Below are 21,134 nucleotides of genomic sequence, written 5' to 3'. Positions count from 1 at the left end.
GTTCTACAGACTTTAAGGAACAACTTATGGAACAATTTACGCCGCTTATTACGCAGGCGGGATTAAATGCGGCCGTCAATGCCAAAGCCAATGGGTTTACTATTGATATTAGCGCCATTGCGGTAGGTACTTCTGGCTATACGCCATCTCGTAGCCAAACTAGGCTGCGAAGTGAAAAAAATCGAGTGGCTATTGCCGGCGGGCAAGTTGTTGGCGATGGTCAATTTCATATTACCGGACACTTTATCGACGATGCTGAGTACGCGGTACGCGAAGTAGGTTTTTATCTTGCAGATGGGACTTTGTTTGCCGTTTGGTCACATCCACAAAATGTGCTTTTTTATCAAACGCCGATTGCGCAAATTATACAGGGGTTCGACCTCCTGCTCAGTGCCGCCCCCGCAGATGCCATCACCATTAATACCACAGGCGACTTAACGCTTTTTTATGCCAGTGAGTTTCTCGACATGCTGGTGGCACAAACCCAACAACTAACAGCACAAATTCAGTCAAACCACCGACAAATTCAATTTAACGACAGACTACTACAGTTAGGAGTGTAATATGGCCGAGTATCAGCCAATGACATTAGAGCAGCGCATTGCTGCGCTGCAAGCCGAAAATGGCAAGCTAATAGATTCAAATAATGCCCTCACACAAACCGTTACCGGAAAAATGGGGGAAATTAATCATGCATTGAGTGATGCGCAGCAAGATATTCGTGAAGCGATTACTTTGGTGGGCTCAAAAACAGATCAAGCGATCCTCAACTTTGCAGATAGCCATTCTGACTTGCGAATTAATTATTATGATAGGGTGGATCATTCTAAGAACTCGTTAAATATAGAAGCTGAACCTGAAGCTCCACATATTTCAAAATGGGTAAAAGTACCTATCGCTACGCAGGGGTATTACAACTATCCAGCCCCTCAGGCGCTTACCAAAGTACATCTGACTCGTAGTTATAGTTATGCACCTGGATACAGTGAAGAAGAGCAATATAGTCATGATTGGTCTAGAAGCTTTCCTCAATTCATATTAGCAAATTATGAGGCAACCAGTGATCAGATTAATGATGAGATCGAGCGTTTAGGCCTTCAGCCAAAAATAACAGGAGGCTGGAATGCATGTGCAACCACGCAGACTATTGACACAATTAAGCTTCATGGTCTGCACCCTTATTCAATGTTATTTGTACGCTTTATTAACGTACTCCCATCGACAGTTAGCAGTGATAAAACACCACAAAATATCGTTGAATTTGGTGGCAACACCACTTTTGCCGTTGACCGTGTTATTAACTATCCAAGAATCGAGGTGTAATTATGCAAGAACAAATTCCTTCACAACAAGACCATTTAGCGACACTCGCATATCTAGACAAGCAGGTTAAGCGCGGACAAATAACCAGAGAAGTGGCGGATGTAGAATCTATTCTCGGGACTACTGCGGATACAGGCCACCTAGTATTAGTTGAGTTTATTAAACTGCTTGATGGCCTCAGCAAAGCAACAACACTTGCCGAGATGCGTGCAGTGGCATCACAGGGGCGTGACGACTTAGGTACATTAACCACAAAAGTGCTGAATAATGAAATTCAGTTTCCCTATCAAGGTAAAGGCGCTGAACATGTTTACCAAGAAATTGCATCTCGCGCTACTGGTGTTGCAAGCATTCTAACCCCTCCAGAATAAGGCACTCTATGGCAAATCAATCAATCGATCTTTTCACTTTGCCAGCGCCAAACATCCTTGAACCACTTGATTTCGAAAGCTTATTCCAAGCACGTAAACAACGTTTTATCGAACTTGCACCTGAATATGCCGAAGCGTTAGCGCTCGAAAGCTCGCCGCTGGCGATTTGTTTGCAAGTCGAAAGCTATCGCGAGCTGTTATTACGCCAACGTGTAAATGAGGCCGCAGCAGCTAATTTGTTAGCCACCAGCCAAGGCGCCGATCTTGAACATCTTGGCGCTTTTTATGGCGTGGCTCGGTTGCCCGATGAGCATGACGAAACCCTACGAATGCGCATTCGTAACAGCACTATTGCGTCCAGTACGGCAGGGAGTGCGGCGCATTATCGGCATCAAGCCATTGAGGCTGCACCTGGGTTAATCAAGGATGTGTCGGTGCAAAGCCCAGGGGACGGGCGGGTGGTGGTAACGGTACTTGCAAAGTTTGACACTGATGCAGAACAGGTTTTAGCACAAGTGAAAGATAGGCTATTTGATGACTCGGTGAAAATGCTAACGGACACGTTAGAGGTCAAGCTTGCACAGCCCGTTTGGGTAGATGTTGAAGCTGAGCTTTATCTCAATACCCATGCTTCTGAACTTATCATCAATAAACTAGAGCAAACGTTGCAAGACAACTGGCTCAACATCACGACACTTGGTTGGGACTTAACGCCAAGCTGGCTGCATGCGCAATTACACAGTACGGGAATTAGGCATATCGAACTGCTCGCTCCAACACAGTTAATTGATGTGGCAGCCCATCAGTACGTTATGCCGAGGTCAATCTCGCTGACATTAAAGCGAGGCTAAGATGACGTTATTACCTCCTAATCATACTTTGCTGCAACGGCGATTGCAGCAAAGTGTTGCCGTGAGTGACGATATTCACTCGGGTATCTCAAGGTTATCTGGGTTTAAGGCCGATCCGAACGACAACTTGCTAATGTGGCTTGTGTGGGAGTATGGCTTAGAAGCGATTCTGCCCTACAGTCAGGATCTTCGCGAAACCATCAAAGAAGGTTTGGTTTGGCAGCGACTTCGCGGTACACCAAAAAGTCTAGACATCGCACTCAATTGGCTCAACTTTGACGAGGCAGAGCTTGAGGTTGATAAACCTGGGCGTCACTTTTATCGCTATCAATTGGCATCTGGCAAAATTCCGGGGAACAAGGCGCTTAAAGACATACACCAACTGCTTGGGCTCTCTGCCCCAGTAAGAGCCAAACTCTCGCGTATTTATCATGGTTATGATGTGCGTGAACTGAAGTTATCTCAAAGTGGTTTTGGAGTGCTTCTATCTGATGTTTCTGGCGTGCCATTTCATGATGGCGATAACAGGCTATGCAAAGTCAGTTTCGGCCGCAGCCACCAGCAAGGTGTGAGCTATAACATGACGAATGCCTTTGCACACCTCAGTAGAAAACATAGCCAGCGCAGTCATTACCTCACTACAAAACGCTTGAGTGAATACAAGCTCAGCGACAAAGAGCCTTCACAACTGCCGGTGAGCTCAGCCCGAATTAGGAAGCTTTCGCAGCATCGGGTGTGGTCGACAAGAACCTGGGTTGGAAGGTGGGCACAGAGTTGGAGTGGCACGACTTTGACAAACAGTATGCCGCTAATTGCCTACGTACTGCATAGACACAGTAATAACCAATAAAACTTAATAGGAGTATTCCTTGGCCACTTTAACGCTTCAAGGCCGAAAGGCGCTTGCACGGCTAATGCAGCAGCAAGCTATTTATTTGGCATGGGGGAAGGGCGAGTCCAGCTGGGACAACACTTTACCGCCCACGCCAACCAATACCACACAACTTACCAATCTCATCGGTTATCGCAAAGCAAAGCAAATTCGCTTTTGTGAACCGGATGAACAAGGCGAAATTCAAGTACCGACCGGAAAATTTAAATTAACCGATGTCGTTAGCCAGCACCTTTATTGTCAATTTACCTACGATTTTGAGGATGGCTTGGGAGAGCATATCCGCGAGCTTGGACTTATGCTTGGCACTACACCAAGTGCGGAGATCCCAGCTGGGCAATATTACCTCACACCTGATGAGGTGGTAGACACCGGTGAGCTTATTCTACTTGAACATCGTCCGGCATTATTTCGTGACCAAGGCGTTCGCGAGACCTTTGAGTTTGTGATCAGTTTTTAAGAAGAAGGCAATGATAAAAGATTATTACCAACAATTTGATCCAGCGAAGCACTATAGTCAACTGCTATTTCGTGCCAGTAAAGGACTACAAAGCCGTGAGTTGAACGACATGCAACTGCAGTCGCAACACCACGTCAAAGGCATTGCGGATGTCCTGATGAAAGATGGCGATGTCGTAAAAGGGGGAGATGTTGTAATCGACCGAACCCATGGCTTGGCGACCATTGGCGCATCATCGGTTTATCTTCAAGGTGCAGTCCATGATGTTGCGACTAAGCAATTGCATATTGCCGTAGACCGCCTTGAAGTGGTCGGTGTGTGGTTAGCTAAATCAGTAGTTACTGAGCTGGAAGACCCCACACTTAGAGATCCCGCTATTGGCGCGCATAACTTTGACGAAGCGGGGGCCGCGCGTTTAAAAGTTTCAGGCAGCTGGGGCCTGAGCGACAGCCTTGATTATCCCGATAGCGACTTTTTTCCAGTTTACCAAATCGATCATGGCACGCTAATTATTAAGCAGCCCCCTCCGCAATTAGATTCGATCACCAGTGCACTTGCACGTTACGACCGAGAGGCGAATGGCGGCAGTTATGTGGTTAGCGGATTAAACGTGAGTTTTCGTGAGGCGACCGCAAGCCACCAGCACTTTAATCTGCAAGAAGGCAAAGCGCATATTAATGGCTATGAGATTGCATTTAATACTGCGGTGCCCGTAGCGTTAGCAAGTGATCCTGATGTGCGAGAAGTGATCAATGAGCCGAGTCGGTTTATTGCTAATGCGCAAGGCGCAATGCGAATTGAGCTGGACTTTTCACCAGTGCAACGGATTGACCAAGTGACTGCTGAAGTGAAAAAGCGCACCACACTCACTCGGGGTCACGCGCAAACAGGTCAAAATACCGATCCCTTTGATGATGACTCCGTCATTGAAATTTTGGCGATTTCACAAGATGGCATTGAATACCAACAAGGGATCGACTTCATTTTTACTCGTAACCATATCAGTTGGCGCGATGGTGGCAACAAACCCGCATCCGGTACGACATACGAGGTGAGTTACACCTATCGTCGCCTAGTGAACATTGATGCTGATGAAACGGGGTTTTGGCTTCAAAAGCAACTTAGCGATGTAGAAGAAGTGCTCGAAAATGGCCTGGTAGTGGTCGACTATCACTGGTTTATGCCGCGTATTGACCTTTTAGTATTAACGCCAGGTGGCAGCATTGAGCGGATCCAAGGTGCACCGGATCGAATTAACCCACAAGCACCACTTATCCCCCATCAGCACCTCGGTCTTGCGAGAGTACATCAACATTGGGGGAGCAGTCCGCCTCAAATCGAAAATATTGCGATTGAGGCTGTACAAATGACAGATTTGGCTCTGATGCAACAACAAATCTCCGATCTGTACCAGCTGCTTGCAATTGAGCGGCTGCGCAACGATACCAATGCACAATCGCCGTCCAGTAAATACGGCGTGTTTGTTGATCCATTTTTGGATGATGATATGCGCGATGTTGGACTGGCGCAAAGTGCATCCATTGTGGATGGTGAACTGATGTTGCCGATGACCGCAGAAGTCAGCCAACTCGCTCAGCCGCAAACCCTGTCGTTACCCTATGAACTAGAAGATGTTTTAGTACAAGAAAGTCGTACGGGCGACATGAAGGTCAACCCGTATATGGCCTTTGAACCCATTCCAGCAGAAGTAACCTTGACACCGAGTGTTGACCACTGGACACAAACACAAACGCAATGGACCAGTCCTATTACCCGTCGTTTAACGCGCGGAGGTGGCCGTGTTCGCCGGATTGTGACTCAAACAACCACCGAGCGGGTCGGTGTGCGTCGTCAGCAGATTGAATTTTTGCGTACTCGATGGGTCAACTTTGCCATTTCAGGATTTGATTCGGGCGAGCAGTTAACGTCTTTACTATTTGATGGTATTGAAATTATTTCGGAGGTACAAGCATGATCCGAGCAAATACAAGAGGAGAACTCAGCGGGCGATTTAAGGTGCCAGGTAATGTGCCTGCTGGCACTAAGCTGGTGCGCTTTATTGGCAAACAGGGCTCCGCAGGTAGTGCAAGTTACACGGGCAGTGGTGTGATTGAAGTGGAGACTCTGCGGCGTGTAAATAACATCATTACCCAACGTTTTGACCCCTTAGCGCAGACCTTTATTTTAGAGCAGTCGCGGTTTATCGCGGGCGTTGAGCTGTGGTTTACAGCTAAAGGCGCAGAAGCGGTAGAAGTACAAATTCGTGAGGTAGTACAAGGCGTTCCTACACAAACGGTACTCGCGAGCAGTAAGTTGGCGAGCGAAGATATTAACCTCGGTGAACAGCCAACCTTGTTTGCTTTTACGCCAACCTTCCTTAACGCTGATCAGGAATATGCACTGGTTGTGCTGACTGATGGTGCCCAACATAGTGTTGCTATTGCCGAGTTAGGCAAGCTAGATCAAGGACATAACTGGGTAACGTCGCAGCCCTATCAAGTGGGGGTGTTATTGTCATCCAGTAATGCCAGTACTTGGACACCACATCAAGATAAAGATCTTACGTTTAGATTAAAAGCAGCCAAATTTACACAGCCATCAGTCAGAGTGGAGTTAGGTGAGGTGGAAGTGGCTCAAGTCACGGATCTAATGCTACTGGCTGTGGTTCAGCGTCCAAGTGCCGAGACACAAGTTACTTTTGAGCTAACTTATCCGGCTGGGAACAAAGAAAAAGTAATTAATGTACAAGAGTGGCAGCCTAACTCTTTAGGAGAGGTAATAACAGGTAAAGTGCAGGTATGTGCCATCCTGACAGGAACGCAACGTCTTACACCACTTGTATTTGCTGGTACTCAATGTGTTCATGGCCAAGTTGCAGACGCTGGAGATTATGTTTCTCGAGAGCTGAGATGCCGACTCGGTGGTGATTTAACCGTTACGTTTGAAGCAAATATCCAAAGTCATGCTGAAGTGCAAGTGTTCATGCAAAAAGGTGAAGACTGGTTACCACTAGAGCAGGAAAGTAGCAGCGTGTTGAACGATGGCTGGCAGCAATTCAGTTACCGATTTAATGGTATAGACACCGCCACCACTCGAGTAAAACTTGTACTTAAAGGGACGCCGTCACAGCGCCCGAGTGTACGCGAACTTAGAGCATTTACCTTATAGGAGGAAGAGTGGACATAAATCAACTCACTCCGTATCAGCAATATCCACTTCCACACCCAGATAATTTACTAGAGCAAGACGTACAACGCCTGATCAATGCCATCAAGGCCATTGATACTGACATCCACCAGCTGCAAATGGCGCACACACAAGCAAATATGGATCTCGACAAGCGTTTTAAAAGGCTAAGACTCAATCAACTCTTGGGTGAATCTTTACTCCCCATTTAAATGACCTTAAAGAGGAAATCATGGCAACAATTCAACAAGCTGTTCAGGTAATGGTCGACAAACTTGTCGCCGATATGAACGGTAGCACCCCGCTCAGTGCTGAAGAGCAAACCTTAGTGACCAACGCAATAACTCGGCTTGCAGATAATGCTAAGCTTGAGCAAGCTGTCGTTGCAGTGGCCGAAGCACATTTAGACGACTCAACACACTTGTTGCAGCAGGTCGCTGGTACAACACTCAATAATATTGACTCGGCCAAAGGCGAGTTAACAACAGCGACTGCCGAATTAGTGACAAGAGCAGCAAAACTGGCATTATTGGACCAAATCAGCCCACTCACTCAGCAAATAAATACAGCGGTCACGCGCAGTAATGCCGCGACACCAAAAAATCTATTTGCACTAAAAGGCATAGAAACACCCAATAGTAATGCAACCTTTCGACGCTCAACATCAGTACTGGCTATCTATAATAGTGATGGTACAAGTTATTTGACTCGGCCAAGCTTTACCGCAAATGCAGCTACGGATACCTGCCGTTTAGATCATTTAGTGGTAAGCCAAGATGGCTCGTCGACCACTATGGTAAAGTCAAGCTTTGTCCATAATAATGCCTTTGAACAAAACCCTGCTACTAAGGTGTATCAATATGGCTCTAGTGCTATCGTGCCTCTGGGGTTAAAAGCACAGCCAAACGATATTGACTTTGAAGTGGTATACAGCACGCAAGAATCTCAGTCAGCCAATGCAACAGAATATGGAGGTATTTTTGTACGTGAGCAGGGGTTCACATCGCGTACCTTACCAAAGCAAAATCTGAATGCGCGAGATAAATTTGGTATTCCAACACGCTCTAGTTATGCCCACAATAACGTCGCGGTTTTGTATAACAACCAAAAGCATTGTTTAGTGGTAATAGACTCTGGCACAAATTTAGTGGTAGAGAAATACCGTGACGGCAACCTCATCACCAATATTGCTATCGCCAATGAAGCTGAGTATCAAAGTTATGTCGATAATGGCGACTTCACCACCTTAGTCTTTATTGCGAATACCCTTGGACAACCACACGGGATCAACCGGATCTCTGGTAGTGAGGCTGCGATGACGAGTTACGCGCAAAACTACTATGGCTATTTTGGTATGTTGAGTGATGAGCTAAAAATGGCTGGTAACAAATTTAATGCACATTATCTGTTTACCGCAGAAAATAAACTCGAGCCCATTAATTATTTCTTTACCAGTAACAGTGAGCCATATAGAACGTCGGGAAGTAACGGTACTGAGAACAGTGAAGGGGAAGTGAATGTTGCACTCGAAACGCTGTCTGGTGAACTATTGAGCTCTTATTGCTACCGTTCGAAAACGGATTCACTCGGACGTGATGGCGGGATCATTGCAACCGCTATTCAAGCTATGAACCCGTATTCACATATCGGCATTATCAACGAGCACTACCTGTATAACCAATATGGCCTCGCCAGAACCTGCCGTGCAATTTAAGGAGCGAAAATGAAAAGCTATTACGATGACCAAAAAGGGATGTGTATCGAAGGCAACTTCTGGTTAGTGCATCCACAAACCGGTGAGCCATGGAATAAAGACTCAGTTGCACAGTTCATCGATGTCAAAGCGGCTGAAAACAAAGACGACAGTGAGCTAGAAGCGATTCAGCAACTGGTGATCGCGCGGATCAAGCAACTGGCCTTTAACAAGTTGCAATCTGAGCTGTGGCGAGTGGAGCGAGCTAAAGAGCATGAACTCGGTCATAGGTTAAGTGGCAATGAAGAAGCCGCAGTGCAAGCAAGGGAAAGTTTGCAAGCCATCTTGCAACAAAGAGAAGCCGTGCGGATAAAAAGTGATGAGCTTGAAAAACAAGTGCAGAGCCTAAGCTGTGAGGCTGATTTACTGAATTTTGTGATTGAATTCTAAAAAGCCGCTAACAGGTCAGGATTGACCTGTTTTACTCCCTAAAAATCAGTAAGATACACATATGCTTGAGAAAGTTAGCAAGCACAAAGTTTCCAATCTCCAAAGCCCACAAGCAAGTGTTTGCTGTGGGTTTTTTTATGGTGCAAAGCAAGGAGGTGATGATGGCATTTGAGCGGTTGGATTTATCGCAGTTGCCAATCCCAAAAGTGCTGAAATCGTTAGACTTCGAGCAGCACTTGGAAGCATTAAAGCAGGCATTACTTAACCAGGATGACACACTTCAAGAAGCATTAAACTTGGAAAGTGAACCTCTAACTAAACTGCTAGAAGTCATGGCATATCAAGAACTGACTCAGCAGAGTATGTTAAACGATGCCATCGAAGCGAATTTGCTAGCAAGTGCTTCAGGGAGTGATTTAGACGCAATTGCTGCGAGGTTTAACGTTGCAAGGCTTGGGAGTGAGGATGACGAGCGACTAAGAGCAAGAACGCAACTGGCGTTTGATGGACTAAATACCGCAGGGAGTGCGGCTTCTTATCGCTTTCATGCACTGTCGGTGAGTAATGAGATTTGCGATGTGCAAGTACACAGCCCAAGGCCATGTGAAATTGTACTCACTGCGTTGAGTCGAACGGGTAAAGGTACACTGAGCACTGGTTTGCTCAATGCATTACACGCAGCTTTTACGCCAGAGTCTAGCTTACACGCTGAGGTTTCGAAAATAAGGCCTCTTGGGGATAGAGTGATGATCAACCAGCCACAAGTGGTCACATTTAACATTAATGCTGAACTTGAGATTTTACCTGGTCCATCACCTGAAGTAATAGTCGCCCATGCTAAGGCGGCACTTACAAGTTACCTTGACGAGCGAAAACAGCTGGGTAGACAAATTACCCGAGCGGGGATCAGCAATGCCTTGTTTCTTACCGGTGTCGAAAACATCCAGTTACGCTCGCCAAGCGTAGACATTTCGCCTGCAACCACCGCAGTCGCTTGCTGCGAACAGGTGGTGCTGGAGGCTAAGGTCAGGGGTCAGGATGACTAAACTTTTACCCCATAATGCATCAACCTTAGAGCAGTGGTTAGCTGCGCTGCAAACAAAACCACGAACTGTTCGAGCGAGTTTGCTTAGTGCTTTACAGCTGGAACACCGCAGTGATGATGCATTAATTGAAATAGCCCGCTACCTTGGGCTAACAGATTTCAGCGGCGTTGACTTACGTAATGTAATTAGGCGTTTATCGAGTACTAAACTACTGCCAGTTATTTGGTCACAGGACTTGTTCCCAAGAGCGGCAATGGAGCAGCTGGCAGACAGTGTTCAGCTAACTGGTCTAGCACGTGATGATCATAAAGCGCGGACACAATTACGTGATGCTTGCATCCTGAACGATACGCGTCTGCTTTTAACGAGCCTGTGGCAGCCGGAGTTATGTCCTGAACCCTTACTCCCTTTTTTGGCATGGAATTTTTCGGTCGATGAGTGGGATGAACACTGGTCTGTGGAGATCAAACGTCAAGTAGTCACCGATGCTTTCACTGTGCACCAGTATAAAGGAACGCCGTTTGCGCTGCAAAAAGCGCTCGACAGCCTAAACATTGAAACCGAGATCAAGGAGTGGTGGCAGGCCGAGGGACTACCTGGGACGGTGCAAGTTTGGGCGCTTATTAATCAGAATTTGGACGACCGACAACAGGGATTGTTGACCTCCCACATGCTTAAACGCATTCGCCGTGTGATCAATGCCGTCAAGCGAGGCGCTATTCATATTGATTTACAGCTTGGAATTTTACTGCAAGAGCGACTTGGCGCTAGTGGTTTTGGTAAAGCACCTATCAACTTACGTCATACCCATGCCGCGAGCTTAGGGGTAAAGCCAGAGCAAGGAGCCGCGGCGTTAGGGGCAAGAGGACATGTTAATCATTATGGGTATCAAGTACTTGACGCTAAAGGGGTAGGAGTTGTGCCTGACGAATCGCAGGCAATACTCGGTGGTACTGCCATCGCTGAGCGGCTTAATGTACATATACATCACGGTCAAGGTAGGGGAGTTAAGCCTAACCAGCTGATGCAAGGTATGACTGTAACCAACACCATGCAGCGGCTTCAATATCAACATTATCAATTACAAGGAGCGACGTAATGTCTGCATTAACGTTGCAATTTACCCATGCAGGACTTGATGCCTTACTCAGTGCTCAAGCTCGCGGGTTTAAAGGGCAAATCAGTCATATGGCGTTTGGTGATGCAGCTTACACGCCATCGCAAAATCAAACTGAGCTACGTAGCCTCAAAGAGCGTGTCGCGATCGCCGACAGCGATTATCAAGATGGTGAGAGTACCAGTCTTAAAATTGCCGGCAAATTCGATGCGCCACTGGAATATGCCATCAGAGAAATTGGTGTTTATTTAGATAGCGGCGAAGTTGATGCAAGTGGTGAGCCTGAGCTGATTTTGCTGGGGGTTTACTCAAAAGCCAATACCACGCTTGGCTACCGCACACCGGATGTCAAAGTACTACAGTGGTTAACGTTAAGTTTGGCACAACTGCCTAGTGAGAGTATCGAGGTAAAGCTAGGGGTCGACAACCTCAATCTGATTGTTGACAAGGAGCTTGCCGAAATAACGCTTACTCAGCTAGACACCATGCATCGGCAAGTAAAGCAAATTTTTCGGTCGCAGCAACAGCAGAGTGAGCTTGATAAGTTAAGGCGTACTTTGACTAACTTAGCACAGAATATGCCGACGTAAATGATTTACAGGAAAGGCAAATTCATGAAGAGAGTAGATCAATCTTAAGCATTTATAAGGAAACACTATGTCAAATGACAATTTAACCATGACGGAGCGCCTGAGCCAGGTTGCCACACGTGCCAATGCACTGTGCCAAACTGTTGAAGATCAGGTTGGCGTTATTCAAAGTACATTATCGGAAACGGTGGCTGATGTTAAAAGCCAAACTTCTCAAGCTATTAGCACTGCACAGGTACAGTTTTCTGAATTTAGAGAAAACGCTGATGATAGATTTAGTAAGCGTCTCGAAGGCGACTCATCGAAAGAAATCATTGATCTCGAACATTTAGATGAAAATACTTTTTATGCGCTTAGCTTTTACTACCCGAAAATGCTTGATGTGCGTTTAGAAAGGTACGTTCATTTAGGTGGGGACAGGAAAGGTTTACTGGAGTTCCAGGTGCAGCTTCAGAATTGGTCTAGTGGTGGAGACTTCCATTTTGCGATTCAAAAAGCACATGCATATTCTGTTCAGCCGTTTGTTGCAAAAGTGTTGGCAGCATCGACACCCTATACATCTTCTATTTGGCTGAGAGGCGGTTTTTCATACCTCCTTTATACTTCTGGTAGGTACTCTAAGCGCTCAATAATCGAAGCTGAAACGCAAGTTGTTGAAAAAATTGGTGACACCGATTATTACTTACCACCAGTAGCTGAAGTGCATAGCAGCGTAGTCCCAAACAGATATATTCGAGGAAACTAATTATGGAAAATGTACTTTTCATGGAAAAACAATGGAACGAGATCAGAAATATTCGAAATCGACTATTGGTTGAAACAGATTGGACACAAGTGGATGACGCTCCAATCAGTGACAGTAAAAAAACCGAATTCAAGGCTTATCGAACACAATTAAGGGATTTGCCTAACCAATTTGAATCACCGGATCAAGTCGTTTGGCCGACAAAACCTGTACACTAAAACCTCTAACCTTCTTTCGGGCGTTTCGTCCATCTTCGGCTATTTAATCTAGCCAATTTATAATTTGAGAGCACAACTATGCATCGACAAACCTTGATAGCTAAGGTGTTGACGTGTCTGAGTACCGGCTTGTCTGAACTTGCGCAAGTAGATTTACTAAAAGCAAGTCAGCCACAACCGGACTTAACAGAGCGTGCACAGCTTACCCTTACTCCAATTGCTGAGCGACAAGCCAGTGAACTGCAAGCAAAAGGCGCCGACAAAGGCGTAACTTATGGGCCTGCGTACAACAAGAACCTGAGCCCGAATGCACTCGACAGACGAGTGATGACATTGCAGCTTGAGCTGGCGCTGGAAGAGGCCGACACCTCGGCGCTGATGGCGCGGTTGGATAACTTGGTCAGTGCCGCTGAAGCTTCGATTATAAAGGACGAAACGCCCACCCCTTGGCAACATTGTATTTTTGACAAAGTCAGCATCAGCTACAGCGATCAAGTGAGCTCAATGCTCGCTAAAGCGACGTTGACTTGGCTTTTTTATTATCAAGTGGCGTACCCCGAGGAACCAGGTATTGAGGTCAAAGAGGTTTACCTTGGTCCGCATGGCGGTGAGCACCGCTTGATTGCTAAAGTGCCAGAAGGAGAGGTGACACCATGATGGTCAATCAACACTTTTCGGGCTTAGCTGTGTCTGACTTACAGCAACGTTTCAGTAAACTGATCAGCTTGGGTACCGTGCATGAAATAGACTACGAAACGGCGACCGTAAAAGTCAAAATGGGAGACTGGATCACGGCCAAGTTACCTTGGTTAACGGCGCAAGCCGCTCAGGATATGACTTGGCAAGCGCCAGAAATTGGTGAGCAGGTAGTGGTGCTATCTCCCTGTGGCGACACCGCACAAGGCATTGTTCTGGGTAGTTTATACTCAAATTCAAAACCGCATCACCATCAAGATCATGTACTTGGTGGAGGTGAAGCTTATGGGCAGGTGTCTGATAAAGAAGCGGTGAGTCGCACTAAATACAAAGATGGTGCGATGGTGGAGTACGACCGCGAGCAACATATTTACCATTTGTACGTTCCGAACGCCAGTGGTAACGAAGTGGCACAAATCAAAGTGCATTCGGCGCGAGACATTCACATTGAATGTGGCAATGATGCCACGGTAATTGTTGGTAATGACGCTAAGGTGCAAGTTGCAAACAACTTAACGGCTCAAATTGGCAATGATGCGATGGTAAATGCAGACAACAACATCAATGTTACAGCGGCAAAAGCGCTGTCGCTAGAAGGCGATAATATTAAAATGCGCTCGACCTCTGGCAACATTGAAATTGCTGCTAGTGCCACATTAAAGCTCAATGGTGCGAATATTAGTGCTCAGGAGTAAACGTGTATGCCTGTAATATCAGTAGATGGTGACATCACCAATGTTCATGGCCAGTTTGTACCTGGGACAGCCAGCGCAACGCAGTCTAGCTTTACCATTGCAGGGAAGCCAGCGCTTAGAATGGGTGACCCCATTAGCACTCATCTTTTTTCGCCAGATCCAAAGGTTCAGCATGCAGGAGCCACCATTGCAGCAGGGGCTGGCAGTTTTACAATTGCAGGTAAAGCGGTTGCCAGAATAGGCGATGCGACTAGTTGCGGCGGTAAACTCGCTGTAGCAGGGGTTGCTTCATTTACCGTAGGAGGGTAACTCAGCATGATAGGAATGAATGCCAAAACGGGTAAGCCGCTCGGTGGCGTCGAGCATCTCAAGCAAAGTATTCGAGACATAGTCACCACACCGCTTGGCAGTCGCGTGATGCGACGCGATTACGGCTGTGGTTTGTATGAGCTTGTAGATAGACCGTTTTCTCATTCGCTAGTGGGAGACATCACCATGACCATAGCCAATGCGCTTGAAAAATGGGAGCCGCGCTTTCAACTTGACGGTGTGGCCGTTCACCCCGCAGGGGAAGGCAAGTTGTCTATCGAAATTAACGGGTTGTATTTAATCAACGGGGAGCCCGTCACCATCGAAGGGATCCAACTCTAAGTTATTTTAATCTGCCTTATTTATAAGGTACTCACTTTTGAAGTTATTAGGGCCATACAAGGCAACTTGTATGGCCTTTTTTATTCTCTAACTGACATGTCTTTAAAGGAGATAACTATGTCAAAATTTCTACACGGTGTAGAAGTCATTGAGGCGCAATCCGGTACGCGTCCAATCAAAACAGTAAAAAGCTCAGTAATTGGCGTAATTGGTACTGCACCAAGCGCAGATCCAGACAAGTTTCCACTGAACACCCCTGTGTTGGTTGCTGGCAAACGTGCTGAAGCTGCACCACTAGGCACAGAAGGAACACTACCTATTGCAATGGACGGTATTTTCGACCAAGCCGGCGCTGTTGTGGTCGTGGTTCGTGTAGAGGGCGCTGATGATGCGGCAATCATGTCAAACATGGTTGGCGGTGTTGCGGCAGATGGTTCTTATGAAGGTGTCCAAGCCTTCCTCGGTGCTGAATCTGTGTTAGGCGTCACGCCACGTATTCTAGTGGCCCCTGGTTATGCTCATCAACGTCCTGAGGGTAATGCAAACCCAGTTATTACAGAGCTTGTGAATGTGGCTGAGCGCCTTCGCGCAGTGATCATTGCTGATGGTCCAAATACAAACGACGAAGAAGCAAAAACATATCGCGCTGACTTCGGCTCGCGTCGTGTTTATGTTGTTGACCCTCATGTCAAAGTATTCCGCGATGGTAAAACAGAAGTTGAACCGGCGAGTGCACGAGTGGCGGGTATGATCGCTAAGTCTGATAACGACCGTGGTTTTTGGTGGAGTCCAAGTAATACCAATATGAATGGTATTGTGGCAACCGCACGTCCTATCGACTTCCAACTTGGCGATGCTAACGCACGTGCGAACATGCTGAACGAAAAAGAAGTTTCGACCATTATTCGCCAAAATGGCTTCAAGTTATGGGGTAACCGCACCTGTTCAGACGACCCGAAATGGGCATTCCTGTCAGTGGTTCGTACCGCAGATATGATCAACGACTCGTTGCTTCGTGCGCACATGTGGGCTGTAGACCGCAATATCACTAAAACTTACATCGAAGATGTAACACAAAGTGTGCAGTCGTATCTCGACAGTCTTAAAGCACAAGGTGCAATTCTAGGTGGTCAAATTTGGGCTGACGAAGAGTTAAACACACCGGCAAATATCCAAGCAGGTAAAGTTTACTTTAGCTTCGACTTCACGCCGCCAACACCGGCTGAGCACATTACCTTCAAGAGCATTCTAACTAACAACTACCTAGAGGAAATCGTATAATGGCAATCTCTCCAAAAATTCTTAAAAAATTCAAGCTGTTTGTAGACGGTAAAGGCTATCTAGGTATTGCCGATGAAATCCAGCTACCAAAAGTCACGGTAAAAACTCGCGAAGTCACATCGGGTTTCCAAGCTCCAGTTGAGCTTGATGTTGGTCAGCTTGAAAAGCTGGAAGGCACAATCACGTTACTTGAATATAACGCCGACATGATGAAGCTTCTTGGCGATTGGAGCGGTGCAACCACGCCATTGACGGCTCGTGGCGCAATCCAAGCGCAAGGCGAAGCACCTGTGCCTGTAGTGGTAACGCTTGAAGGTTTCTTCAAAGAAGTGGATATGGGCAGCTGGAAAGATGGTGAAGAAGCCAAACTTACCCTGCAATATGCAATTCAGAAGTACAAGCTACAAATCGGTCAAGATGTGATCTACGAAATTGACCTATACAACGACGTTCGTACCGTTAACGGTAAGGACCAAATGGCAGCACTTCGCGCAGCAATCGGAGCTTAATCCATGAAAGAAATCATTACCTTAGCATTCCCAATTACGGTCGATGGGCATGAGTATGCAGAACTGACAATGAGACGACCAAAAGTACGCGATCGGTTAATGGTGGATAGAGCGGATATCAGCGAATCGGAAAGCGAAATCCGTTATTTCTCGCACTTATGCGAAGTCTCTCCAGATATCATCGAAGAGCTTGATTGGAGTGATTTTGTCAAGCTGCGAGAAACGCTCCAAGCTTTTCTCGTGTCCCGCCAAAGCGCTTAAAAGCCATGGTCATAGCCCTAGCTAAATATACCGGCTGGGGCTTGGCCGAACTCAACGCGCTGACAGAAGACGAACTGATCGAGTGGTTCGAAGCAGCGCTTGATTACAAACAGGCGACAGAAGCGGGTTAACCGATGACTACACTGGCCTCTTAATTACATTAGAGGCCAATCTCCCTACTTTTAGACGCTTTAGCTTAGGTAGCGAACACACTATCTAAGCTAAAGCGTTTCACTTTTCTTTACTTTCCTCAGGTAACGCCATGACAAAGAAACACAAACCAGCGCGTTCGCGAGAGGCGAACAAGGTCAAAAATAAGTTGCCGCAGGTAACTGCACTTGCTAACCAAGTCGCGCACTTAGGTAGCATAGTTGCCAAATTGAATGACAATAGTGCGACAGCAACCGGTGAGCAGATCCAGCAATTAATTTCCATCATGACTCAGCTAAATGCCAGTGCGCTCCTTGCACCAGAAGTACCTTTAGCGATGCCGCAGTTCGAAACCCCAGTAATGCGTGAAGCCACAACGCCCAGCGAACCGTTGGTTGAGCAAGTGGATCAAGTGATGTTGGCACTGCCTGATTCATTGCAGCATGCCATTGATGGGTTATCTGAGCGAGTCGCAGGACTAGATTTTAGTGCTGCAACGCAAACCGTTGACGTTGAACTTGCGGCTTTGAATGAGCAAATCCCTACACTCTTTAATGCCATTTCGGTTGCGCCAGCAGTGACCGCTGTGGCCAACGCATCAAAGCAAAACCAGTCTTTTCACGACGCTCAGCAGCAATTTTGCTTAGATACGGATGCGCTGGTTCAATCACTCCCTGAGTTGGCTGCAAGTATCGACCTTGGTGCCGTACCAACACAGTTACTTGAGACCAGCAAAACGCTAAGCAATATTCAAGTAGGCAAAGTACTTGAGGGCGATCTCACTTCGCTAACCGAAGCCGCGCCTGAATTATTGACTCAATTTGGTTTTGAAGATGCAGCGAAGGTAGTCACCCAGTTTGCTCCAGTTGTGGCACAACTGGATTTACCGGGGCTTATTGAAGGCGACTTGAGCAGTGTCCAGCAAGCACTACCGAGCTTACTGGATGCAGTGGATTTAACATCGTTAAACCAGACACTCGCTCAAGAAATACCAGCATTAGCACAGCTGGATCTGGCAGGGCTTGCGCAAGGAGAGCTGGGGTCTCTGGTTACGACATTACCTGATCTGCTTGGTGCAGCGGGACTTGACAGCGCAGCAAAGGCGGTTTCTGCAGCATTGCCAGCATTACAGCAGCTTGACCTGGGCGCAATTGCTGATGGTGATGTGCAATCGCTACTGCAAAACGCACCAGCGTTACTAGATGCGTTTGATATGCAAGGAGCATCGCAAGCACTAGGTGCGGCATTGCCAATTGCAGAAAAGCTCGACTTTAAAGGCTTGATGAATGGCGAGCTTGGCAGTTTAGTTGATGCCGCACCTGAAGTATTGAGAGCTTTTGAGCTTGGCGATGCTGCGGATAAATTACAGGCGGCAGTGCCTGGTTTAAAACAACTTAATTTAAAACAAATTGCCAGCGGTGATGTGTCGAGTTTAATGGCGGCAGGACCTTCGTTATTGCAAGCATTTGAACTAGATGGGGCTGCTGGGGTGCTTGAAAACGCACTGCCAGCGTTGGAAAAACTGGATGTCGATGCGATTTTAGGTGGCGATATTCAGTCCTTGGTGAGTGCAGGTCCGCAATTGCTCAATGCTTTTGGATTGCAAGAAGCGGCCAACCTGTTAGAGCAACATGCTGATTTATTGTCGAATATCGATTTAAAAGGCGTACTTAATGGCGATTTATCTTCTCTTACCAACAGTTTGCCGGATCTATTTGGTGAATTCGGCTTAGACGGTATTAGCGATGATTTATCTGAATCGTTTGCTGAGTTAGAAAGTGAAGCCGAAGAGAAAAAGCCCAAGCGCAAAAAGGGGCGTAAAAAACGTGGTAGAAAGCGCACCAGGCAGACTCAGTCAACTTATCACAAAGACAAAAAAGCGTCGGCGACCCGTGAACAGAAGTTGCGTAGCCTCAACAAACGAAAAGCCAATAAACCTGCATTACAGTTGTTAGATGGAGGCAAAGCCCCCAACGTAAAAGCACAGTTAGAGAGCCAAACTACTCAACCAAAATCTAGGTCCAAAACCAAAAAAATCAAAGTTACGCCTGCTGCGAATGAAGCTAGCATGCAAAAGCTTGGTGGTTTTAGCCCTGCGAAAGACGGCAAACTTGGCAAGGTGTTTAAAGGGTCCAAGCGGCTACTTGGGCGTGCAGCCGCACCGCTCAGTGTGGCACTGGGCGCGTTTGATGCTGTGAGTGCGCTCACAGACGAAACATTAACTGCAAAACAAAAAACCACTCAGGTTGGCGCCGCAGCTGGCGGGGCTGGTGGCGCGCTGGCAGGTGCTGCTGCTGGCGCAGCAATCGGTTCGGTAGTGCCCGTTGTTGGCACCGCAATTGGTGGACTTGTAGGTGGCGCTCTAGGTGCCATGGGCGGCGAATCAATTGGTGGATGGCTTGGTGATAAGCTAGGAAGCGTATTTTCAAGTGATAGTGAAGATCCCTCGAGCGCTTCAGCAACAACTTCTGTTGGTGAACGAGTGCTTGATGGGGTGAGCAGCTTTGCCACTATGGGGCCACTCGGTGTGCTAGGTGGGTGGTTAGCTGATAAGGATGATAAACCTGCATCAGCAAAAAGCACTGCCACAGACCAAGCACTGCCGCCAGAGACCTCGACCAACAATACGGTGGTCGATTTTGTCAAAGGTAATGCGATCAACGAATTAAACTTGGCATCTGGTACGGCTGCTGCGTTCGCTTCACATCAAGGTATCACGAATAGCAGAGTTCATCATGTAAGCAAAGCGGGCGATATAGCGGGTCGTGCATTAAATGCACATACCGTCTGGGAAGCGTTAAATAATGATTCACTCTCGGTAAAAGAAAAGACCGGTGTGATCGGTAGCACGCTCGGCGGAATGTTCTCAGCTGACGTTGTGTCAGGAGCATTATCTAAGAGCAAAAATCCGTATGTGAAAATGGCCGCGCCTATGGCGGGTTATCTCACCAATAACTTTGTTAGTGAGCGCATAAAGGGGTGGTTTAGTGAAGGTAAAGGACGTCAAACTGAACCAGCTAAGATGCCAGAACCAACTAGCTTAATCCATCGTAATACGACCACCCCAGCTGAGTCCTATTCAGCCTCAACAACGCGCTCTGAAGCGGGAGCTGTGACGGTTAACGCCAATATCACTGTGCATGCTAAGGATGGCCAACAAGCACATGAAGTGGCTCAGCAAGTTAAGCAGATTTTAGAGCAACAACAGCAGCAGGCCGAACAAGCGCTAAGTGCACGTTATTACAACCAAGTAGCATAAAACGACAGAGGGCCAAATGAGTAAAGTAAATCACGCTAAGCATATGATGCAGCTTGGAGATTATAAGTTTTCGGTAAGTACCGCTGCGTTCAATAAACTCCAATATGATGCGCAATATCGCTGGCAAACTCACGACTCTCAGACGGATAAAAACTCTCCACCGATGCAGTTTATCGGTGTCGGGGAGCAGTCTTTGAGCATTGAGGGGGTAATATTTCCACAGATTGTAGATAACGGACTAAAGCAGCTCGATATGATGCGTAAGGAAGCCGAGAAAGGTGAGCCGATGACGCTCGGATATGTTGAAGAAAGTGGAAAATCTAGCCCGAGTGTAGGACGGGTCATGGGTAAATGGGTGATCAAGCGGATCAGCGAAACTCGAACCCTATTTTTTAACGATGGGATCCCAAGAGAAATACAGTTTTCAATGGAACTCTGCCGCTATCAAATCGGGTAACCGATAAGGAGTCAAAATGAGTAAAGGGGTTACGTATATTACACGAGATGGAGACTGTCTCGACCTCATTTGTTTTAAACACTATGGGCGCAGCAGCGGTATGGTAGAAAAGGTACTTGAGGCCAATCATGGATTGGCCGAGTTAGGTCCTGTGTACCCCGAACAAGTCAGTATTTTCTTACCTGAAATCGCCAAACCTACGGTGTCGAATGTGATTAATATTTGGGACTAAT

The 21,134-nt window shown here is 46.9% G+C and carries 27 protein-coding genes; all 27 read left to right on the top strand.

Going from position 1 to position 21,134, the window contains the following annotated elements; genetic code table 11:
- Window positions 1-26 precede the first annotated feature (26 nt).
- The 27 genes from CEX98_RS03525 (at window position 27) to CEX98_RS03400 (ending at window position 21,133) form a co-directional block, all read left to right on the top strand.
- Complete coding sequence (locus CEX98_RS03525; RefSeq protein WP_099640746.1) at window positions 27-563, top strand: phage tail protein; 537 nt, start codon at window positions 27-29, stop codon at window positions 561-563.
- A gap of 1 nt (window position 564) precedes the next feature.
- Window positions 565-1,323 (top strand): hypothetical protein, encoded by a 759-nt coding sequence (locus tag CEX98_RS03520; protein WP_099640745.1) that lies wholly within the window; start codon window positions 565-567, stop codon window positions 1,321-1,323.
- 2 nt (window positions 1,324-1,325) lie between these two features.
- Entirely contained in the window at window positions 1,326-1,694 is a 369-nt protein-coding gene (locus tag CEX98_RS03515) for a hypothetical protein (protein WP_099640744.1), read from the top strand.
- Window positions 1,695-1,702: 8 nt separating this feature from the next.
- Window positions 1,703-2,545 (top strand): baseplate assembly protein, encoded by an 843-nt coding sequence (locus tag CEX98_RS03510; RefSeq protein ID WP_099640743.1) that lies wholly within the window; start codon window positions 1,703-1,705, stop codon window positions 2,543-2,545.
- Window position 2,546: 1 nt separating this feature from the next.
- Window positions 2,547-3,395 carry a phage tail protein gene (locus CEX98_RS03505; RefSeq protein ID WP_242441609.1) on the top strand — a complete coding sequence of 283 codons (849 nt, stop codon included), beginning with the start codon at window positions 2,547-2,549 and terminating at the stop codon, window positions 3,393-3,395.
- A gap of 19 nt (window positions 3,396-3,414) precedes the next feature.
- The gene (locus tag CEX98_RS03500) at window positions 3,415-3,897 is read left to right on the top strand and encodes a hypothetical protein (protein ID WP_099640742.1); all 483 of its coding nucleotides are present in this window, start codon (window positions 3,415-3,417) and stop codon (window positions 3,895-3,897) included.
- A 10-nt stretch (window positions 3,898-3,907) separates the two neighbouring features.
- Window positions 3,908-5,872 carry a DUF4815 domain-containing protein gene (locus CEX98_RS03495; RefSeq protein WP_099640741.1) on the top strand — a complete coding sequence of 655 codons (1,965 nt, stop codon included), beginning with the start codon at window positions 3,908-3,910 and terminating at the stop codon, window positions 5,870-5,872.
- Window positions 5,869-7,065 carry a hypothetical protein gene (locus CEX98_RS03490; RefSeq protein ID WP_099640740.1) on the top strand — a complete coding sequence of 399 codons (1,197 nt, stop codon included), beginning with the start codon at window positions 5,869-5,871 and terminating at the stop codon, window positions 7,063-7,065. The genes CEX98_RS03495 and CEX98_RS03490 overlap by 4 nt, the downstream gene beginning before the upstream one ends.
- 8 nt (window positions 7,066-7,073) lie before the next feature.
- Window positions 7,074-7,295: a hypothetical protein gene (locus CEX98_RS03485; RefSeq protein WP_099640739.1), complete on the top strand. Its 222-nt coding sequence runs from the start codon at window positions 7,074-7,076 to the stop codon at window positions 7,293-7,295.
- Between the two features lie 20 nt (window positions 7,296-7,315).
- Window positions 7,316-8,797 carry a hypothetical protein gene (locus tag CEX98_RS03480; protein WP_099640738.1) on the top strand — a complete coding sequence of 494 codons (1,482 nt, stop codon included), beginning with the start codon at window positions 7,316-7,318 and terminating at the stop codon, window positions 8,795-8,797.
- A 9-nt stretch (window positions 8,798-8,806) separates the two neighbouring features.
- Window positions 8,807-9,226, top strand: coding sequence for a hypothetical protein (locus CEX98_RS03475; protein WP_099640737.1), 420 nt, complete (start codon window positions 8,807-8,809; stop codon window positions 9,224-9,226).
- A 137-nt stretch (window positions 9,227-9,363) separates the two neighbouring features.
- Window positions 9,364-10,272, top strand: coding sequence for a baseplate assembly protein (locus tag CEX98_RS03470; protein ID WP_242441608.1), 909 nt, complete (start codon window positions 9,364-9,366; stop codon window positions 10,270-10,272).
- On the top strand, window positions 10,265-11,371 hold the full coding sequence (locus tag CEX98_RS03465) for a phage tail protein I (protein ID WP_099640735.1): 1,107 nt from the start codon (window positions 10,265-10,267) through the stop codon (window positions 11,369-11,371). Before CEX98_RS03470 ends, CEX98_RS03465 begins: the two co-directional genes overlap by 8 nt.
- The gene (locus CEX98_RS03460; protein ID WP_242441607.1) at window positions 11,371-11,979 is read left to right on the top strand and encodes a phage tail protein; all 609 of its coding nucleotides are present in this window, start codon (window positions 11,371-11,373) and stop codon (window positions 11,977-11,979) included. Before CEX98_RS03465 ends, CEX98_RS03460 begins: the two co-directional genes overlap by 1 nt.
- A 67-nt stretch (window positions 11,980-12,046) precedes the next feature.
- Window positions 12,047-12,724: a hypothetical protein gene (locus tag CEX98_RS03455; RefSeq protein WP_099640734.1), complete on the top strand. Its 678-nt coding sequence runs from the start codon at window positions 12,047-12,049 to the stop codon at window positions 12,722-12,724.
- Between the two features lie 2 nt (window positions 12,725-12,726).
- Window positions 12,727-12,942 (top strand): tail fiber assembly protein, encoded by a 216-nt coding sequence (locus tag CEX98_RS03450; RefSeq protein WP_099640733.1) that lies wholly within the window; start codon window positions 12,727-12,729, stop codon window positions 12,940-12,942.
- A 78-nt stretch (window positions 12,943-13,020) separates the two neighbouring features.
- Window positions 13,021-13,599: a hypothetical protein gene (locus tag CEX98_RS03445; RefSeq protein WP_099640732.1), complete on the top strand. Its 579-nt coding sequence runs from the start codon at window positions 13,021-13,023 to the stop codon at window positions 13,597-13,599.
- The gene (locus CEX98_RS03440; protein ID WP_099640731.1) at window positions 13,596-14,333 is read left to right on the top strand and encodes a phage baseplate assembly protein V; all 738 of its coding nucleotides are present in this window, start codon (window positions 13,596-13,598) and stop codon (window positions 14,331-14,333) included. The genes CEX98_RS03445 and CEX98_RS03440 overlap by 4 nt, the downstream gene beginning before the upstream one ends.
- A 6-nt stretch (window positions 14,334-14,339) precedes the next feature.
- Window positions 14,340-14,642, top strand: coding sequence for a PAAR domain-containing protein (locus CEX98_RS03435; protein ID WP_099640730.1), 303 nt, complete (start codon window positions 14,340-14,342; stop codon window positions 14,640-14,642).
- A 6-nt stretch (window positions 14,643-14,648) separates the two neighbouring features.
- Complete coding sequence (locus tag CEX98_RS03430) at window positions 14,649-14,984, top strand: GPW/gp25 family protein (RefSeq protein WP_099640729.1); 336 nt, start codon at window positions 14,649-14,651, stop codon at window positions 14,982-14,984.
- Window positions 14,985-15,101: 117 nt separating this feature from the next.
- Complete coding sequence (locus CEX98_RS03425; RefSeq protein WP_099640728.1) at window positions 15,102-16,265, top strand: phage tail sheath subtilisin-like domain-containing protein; 1,164 nt, start codon at window positions 15,102-15,104, stop codon at window positions 16,263-16,265.
- A complete protein-coding gene (locus tag CEX98_RS03420; RefSeq protein ID WP_010378397.1) occupies window positions 16,265-16,774 on the top strand; it encodes a phage major tail tube protein in 510 nt (169 codons plus the stop codon). The genes CEX98_RS03425 and CEX98_RS03420 overlap by 1 nt, the downstream gene beginning before the upstream one ends.
- Window positions 16,775-16,777: 3 nt before the next feature.
- Complete coding sequence (locus CEX98_RS03415; protein WP_010378399.1) at window positions 16,778-17,035, top strand: phage tail assembly protein; 258 nt, start codon at window positions 16,778-16,780, stop codon at window positions 17,033-17,035.
- Window positions 17,036-17,040: 5 nt separating this feature from the next.
- Window positions 17,041-17,166, top strand: a complete 126-nt coding sequence (locus CEX98_RS23425; protein ID WP_017218950.1) for a hypothetical protein — start codon at window positions 17,041-17,043, stop codon at window positions 17,164-17,166.
- A 131-nt stretch (window positions 17,167-17,297) separates the two neighbouring features.
- Window positions 17,298-20,444 carry a phage tail protein gene (locus CEX98_RS03410; RefSeq protein ID WP_099640727.1) on the top strand — a complete coding sequence of 1,049 codons (3,147 nt, stop codon included), beginning with the start codon at window positions 17,298-17,300 and terminating at the stop codon, window positions 20,442-20,444.
- Between the two features lie 16 nt (window positions 20,445-20,460).
- Window positions 20,461-20,901 carry a phage tail protein gene (locus tag CEX98_RS03405; RefSeq protein ID WP_099640726.1) on the top strand — a complete coding sequence of 147 codons (441 nt, stop codon included), beginning with the start codon at window positions 20,461-20,463 and terminating at the stop codon, window positions 20,899-20,901.
- Window positions 20,902-20,917: 16 nt separating this feature from the next.
- On the top strand, window positions 20,918-21,133 hold the full coding sequence (locus CEX98_RS03400) for a tail protein X (RefSeq protein WP_099640725.1): 216 nt from the start codon (window positions 20,918-20,920) through the stop codon (window positions 21,131-21,133).
- The last annotated feature ends 1 nt before the right edge of the window (window position 21,134 follow it).

It is taken from the genome of Pseudoalteromonas piscicida, assembly GCF_002744175.1.
GTDB classification, from domain to species: Bacteria; Pseudomonadota; Gammaproteobacteria; order Enterobacterales; family Alteromonadaceae; genus Pseudoalteromonas; species Pseudoalteromonas piscicida_B.
The sequence above is the reverse complement of the archived record's forward strand: the minus strand, read 5'-3'. Positions and strand labels throughout refer to the sequence as shown.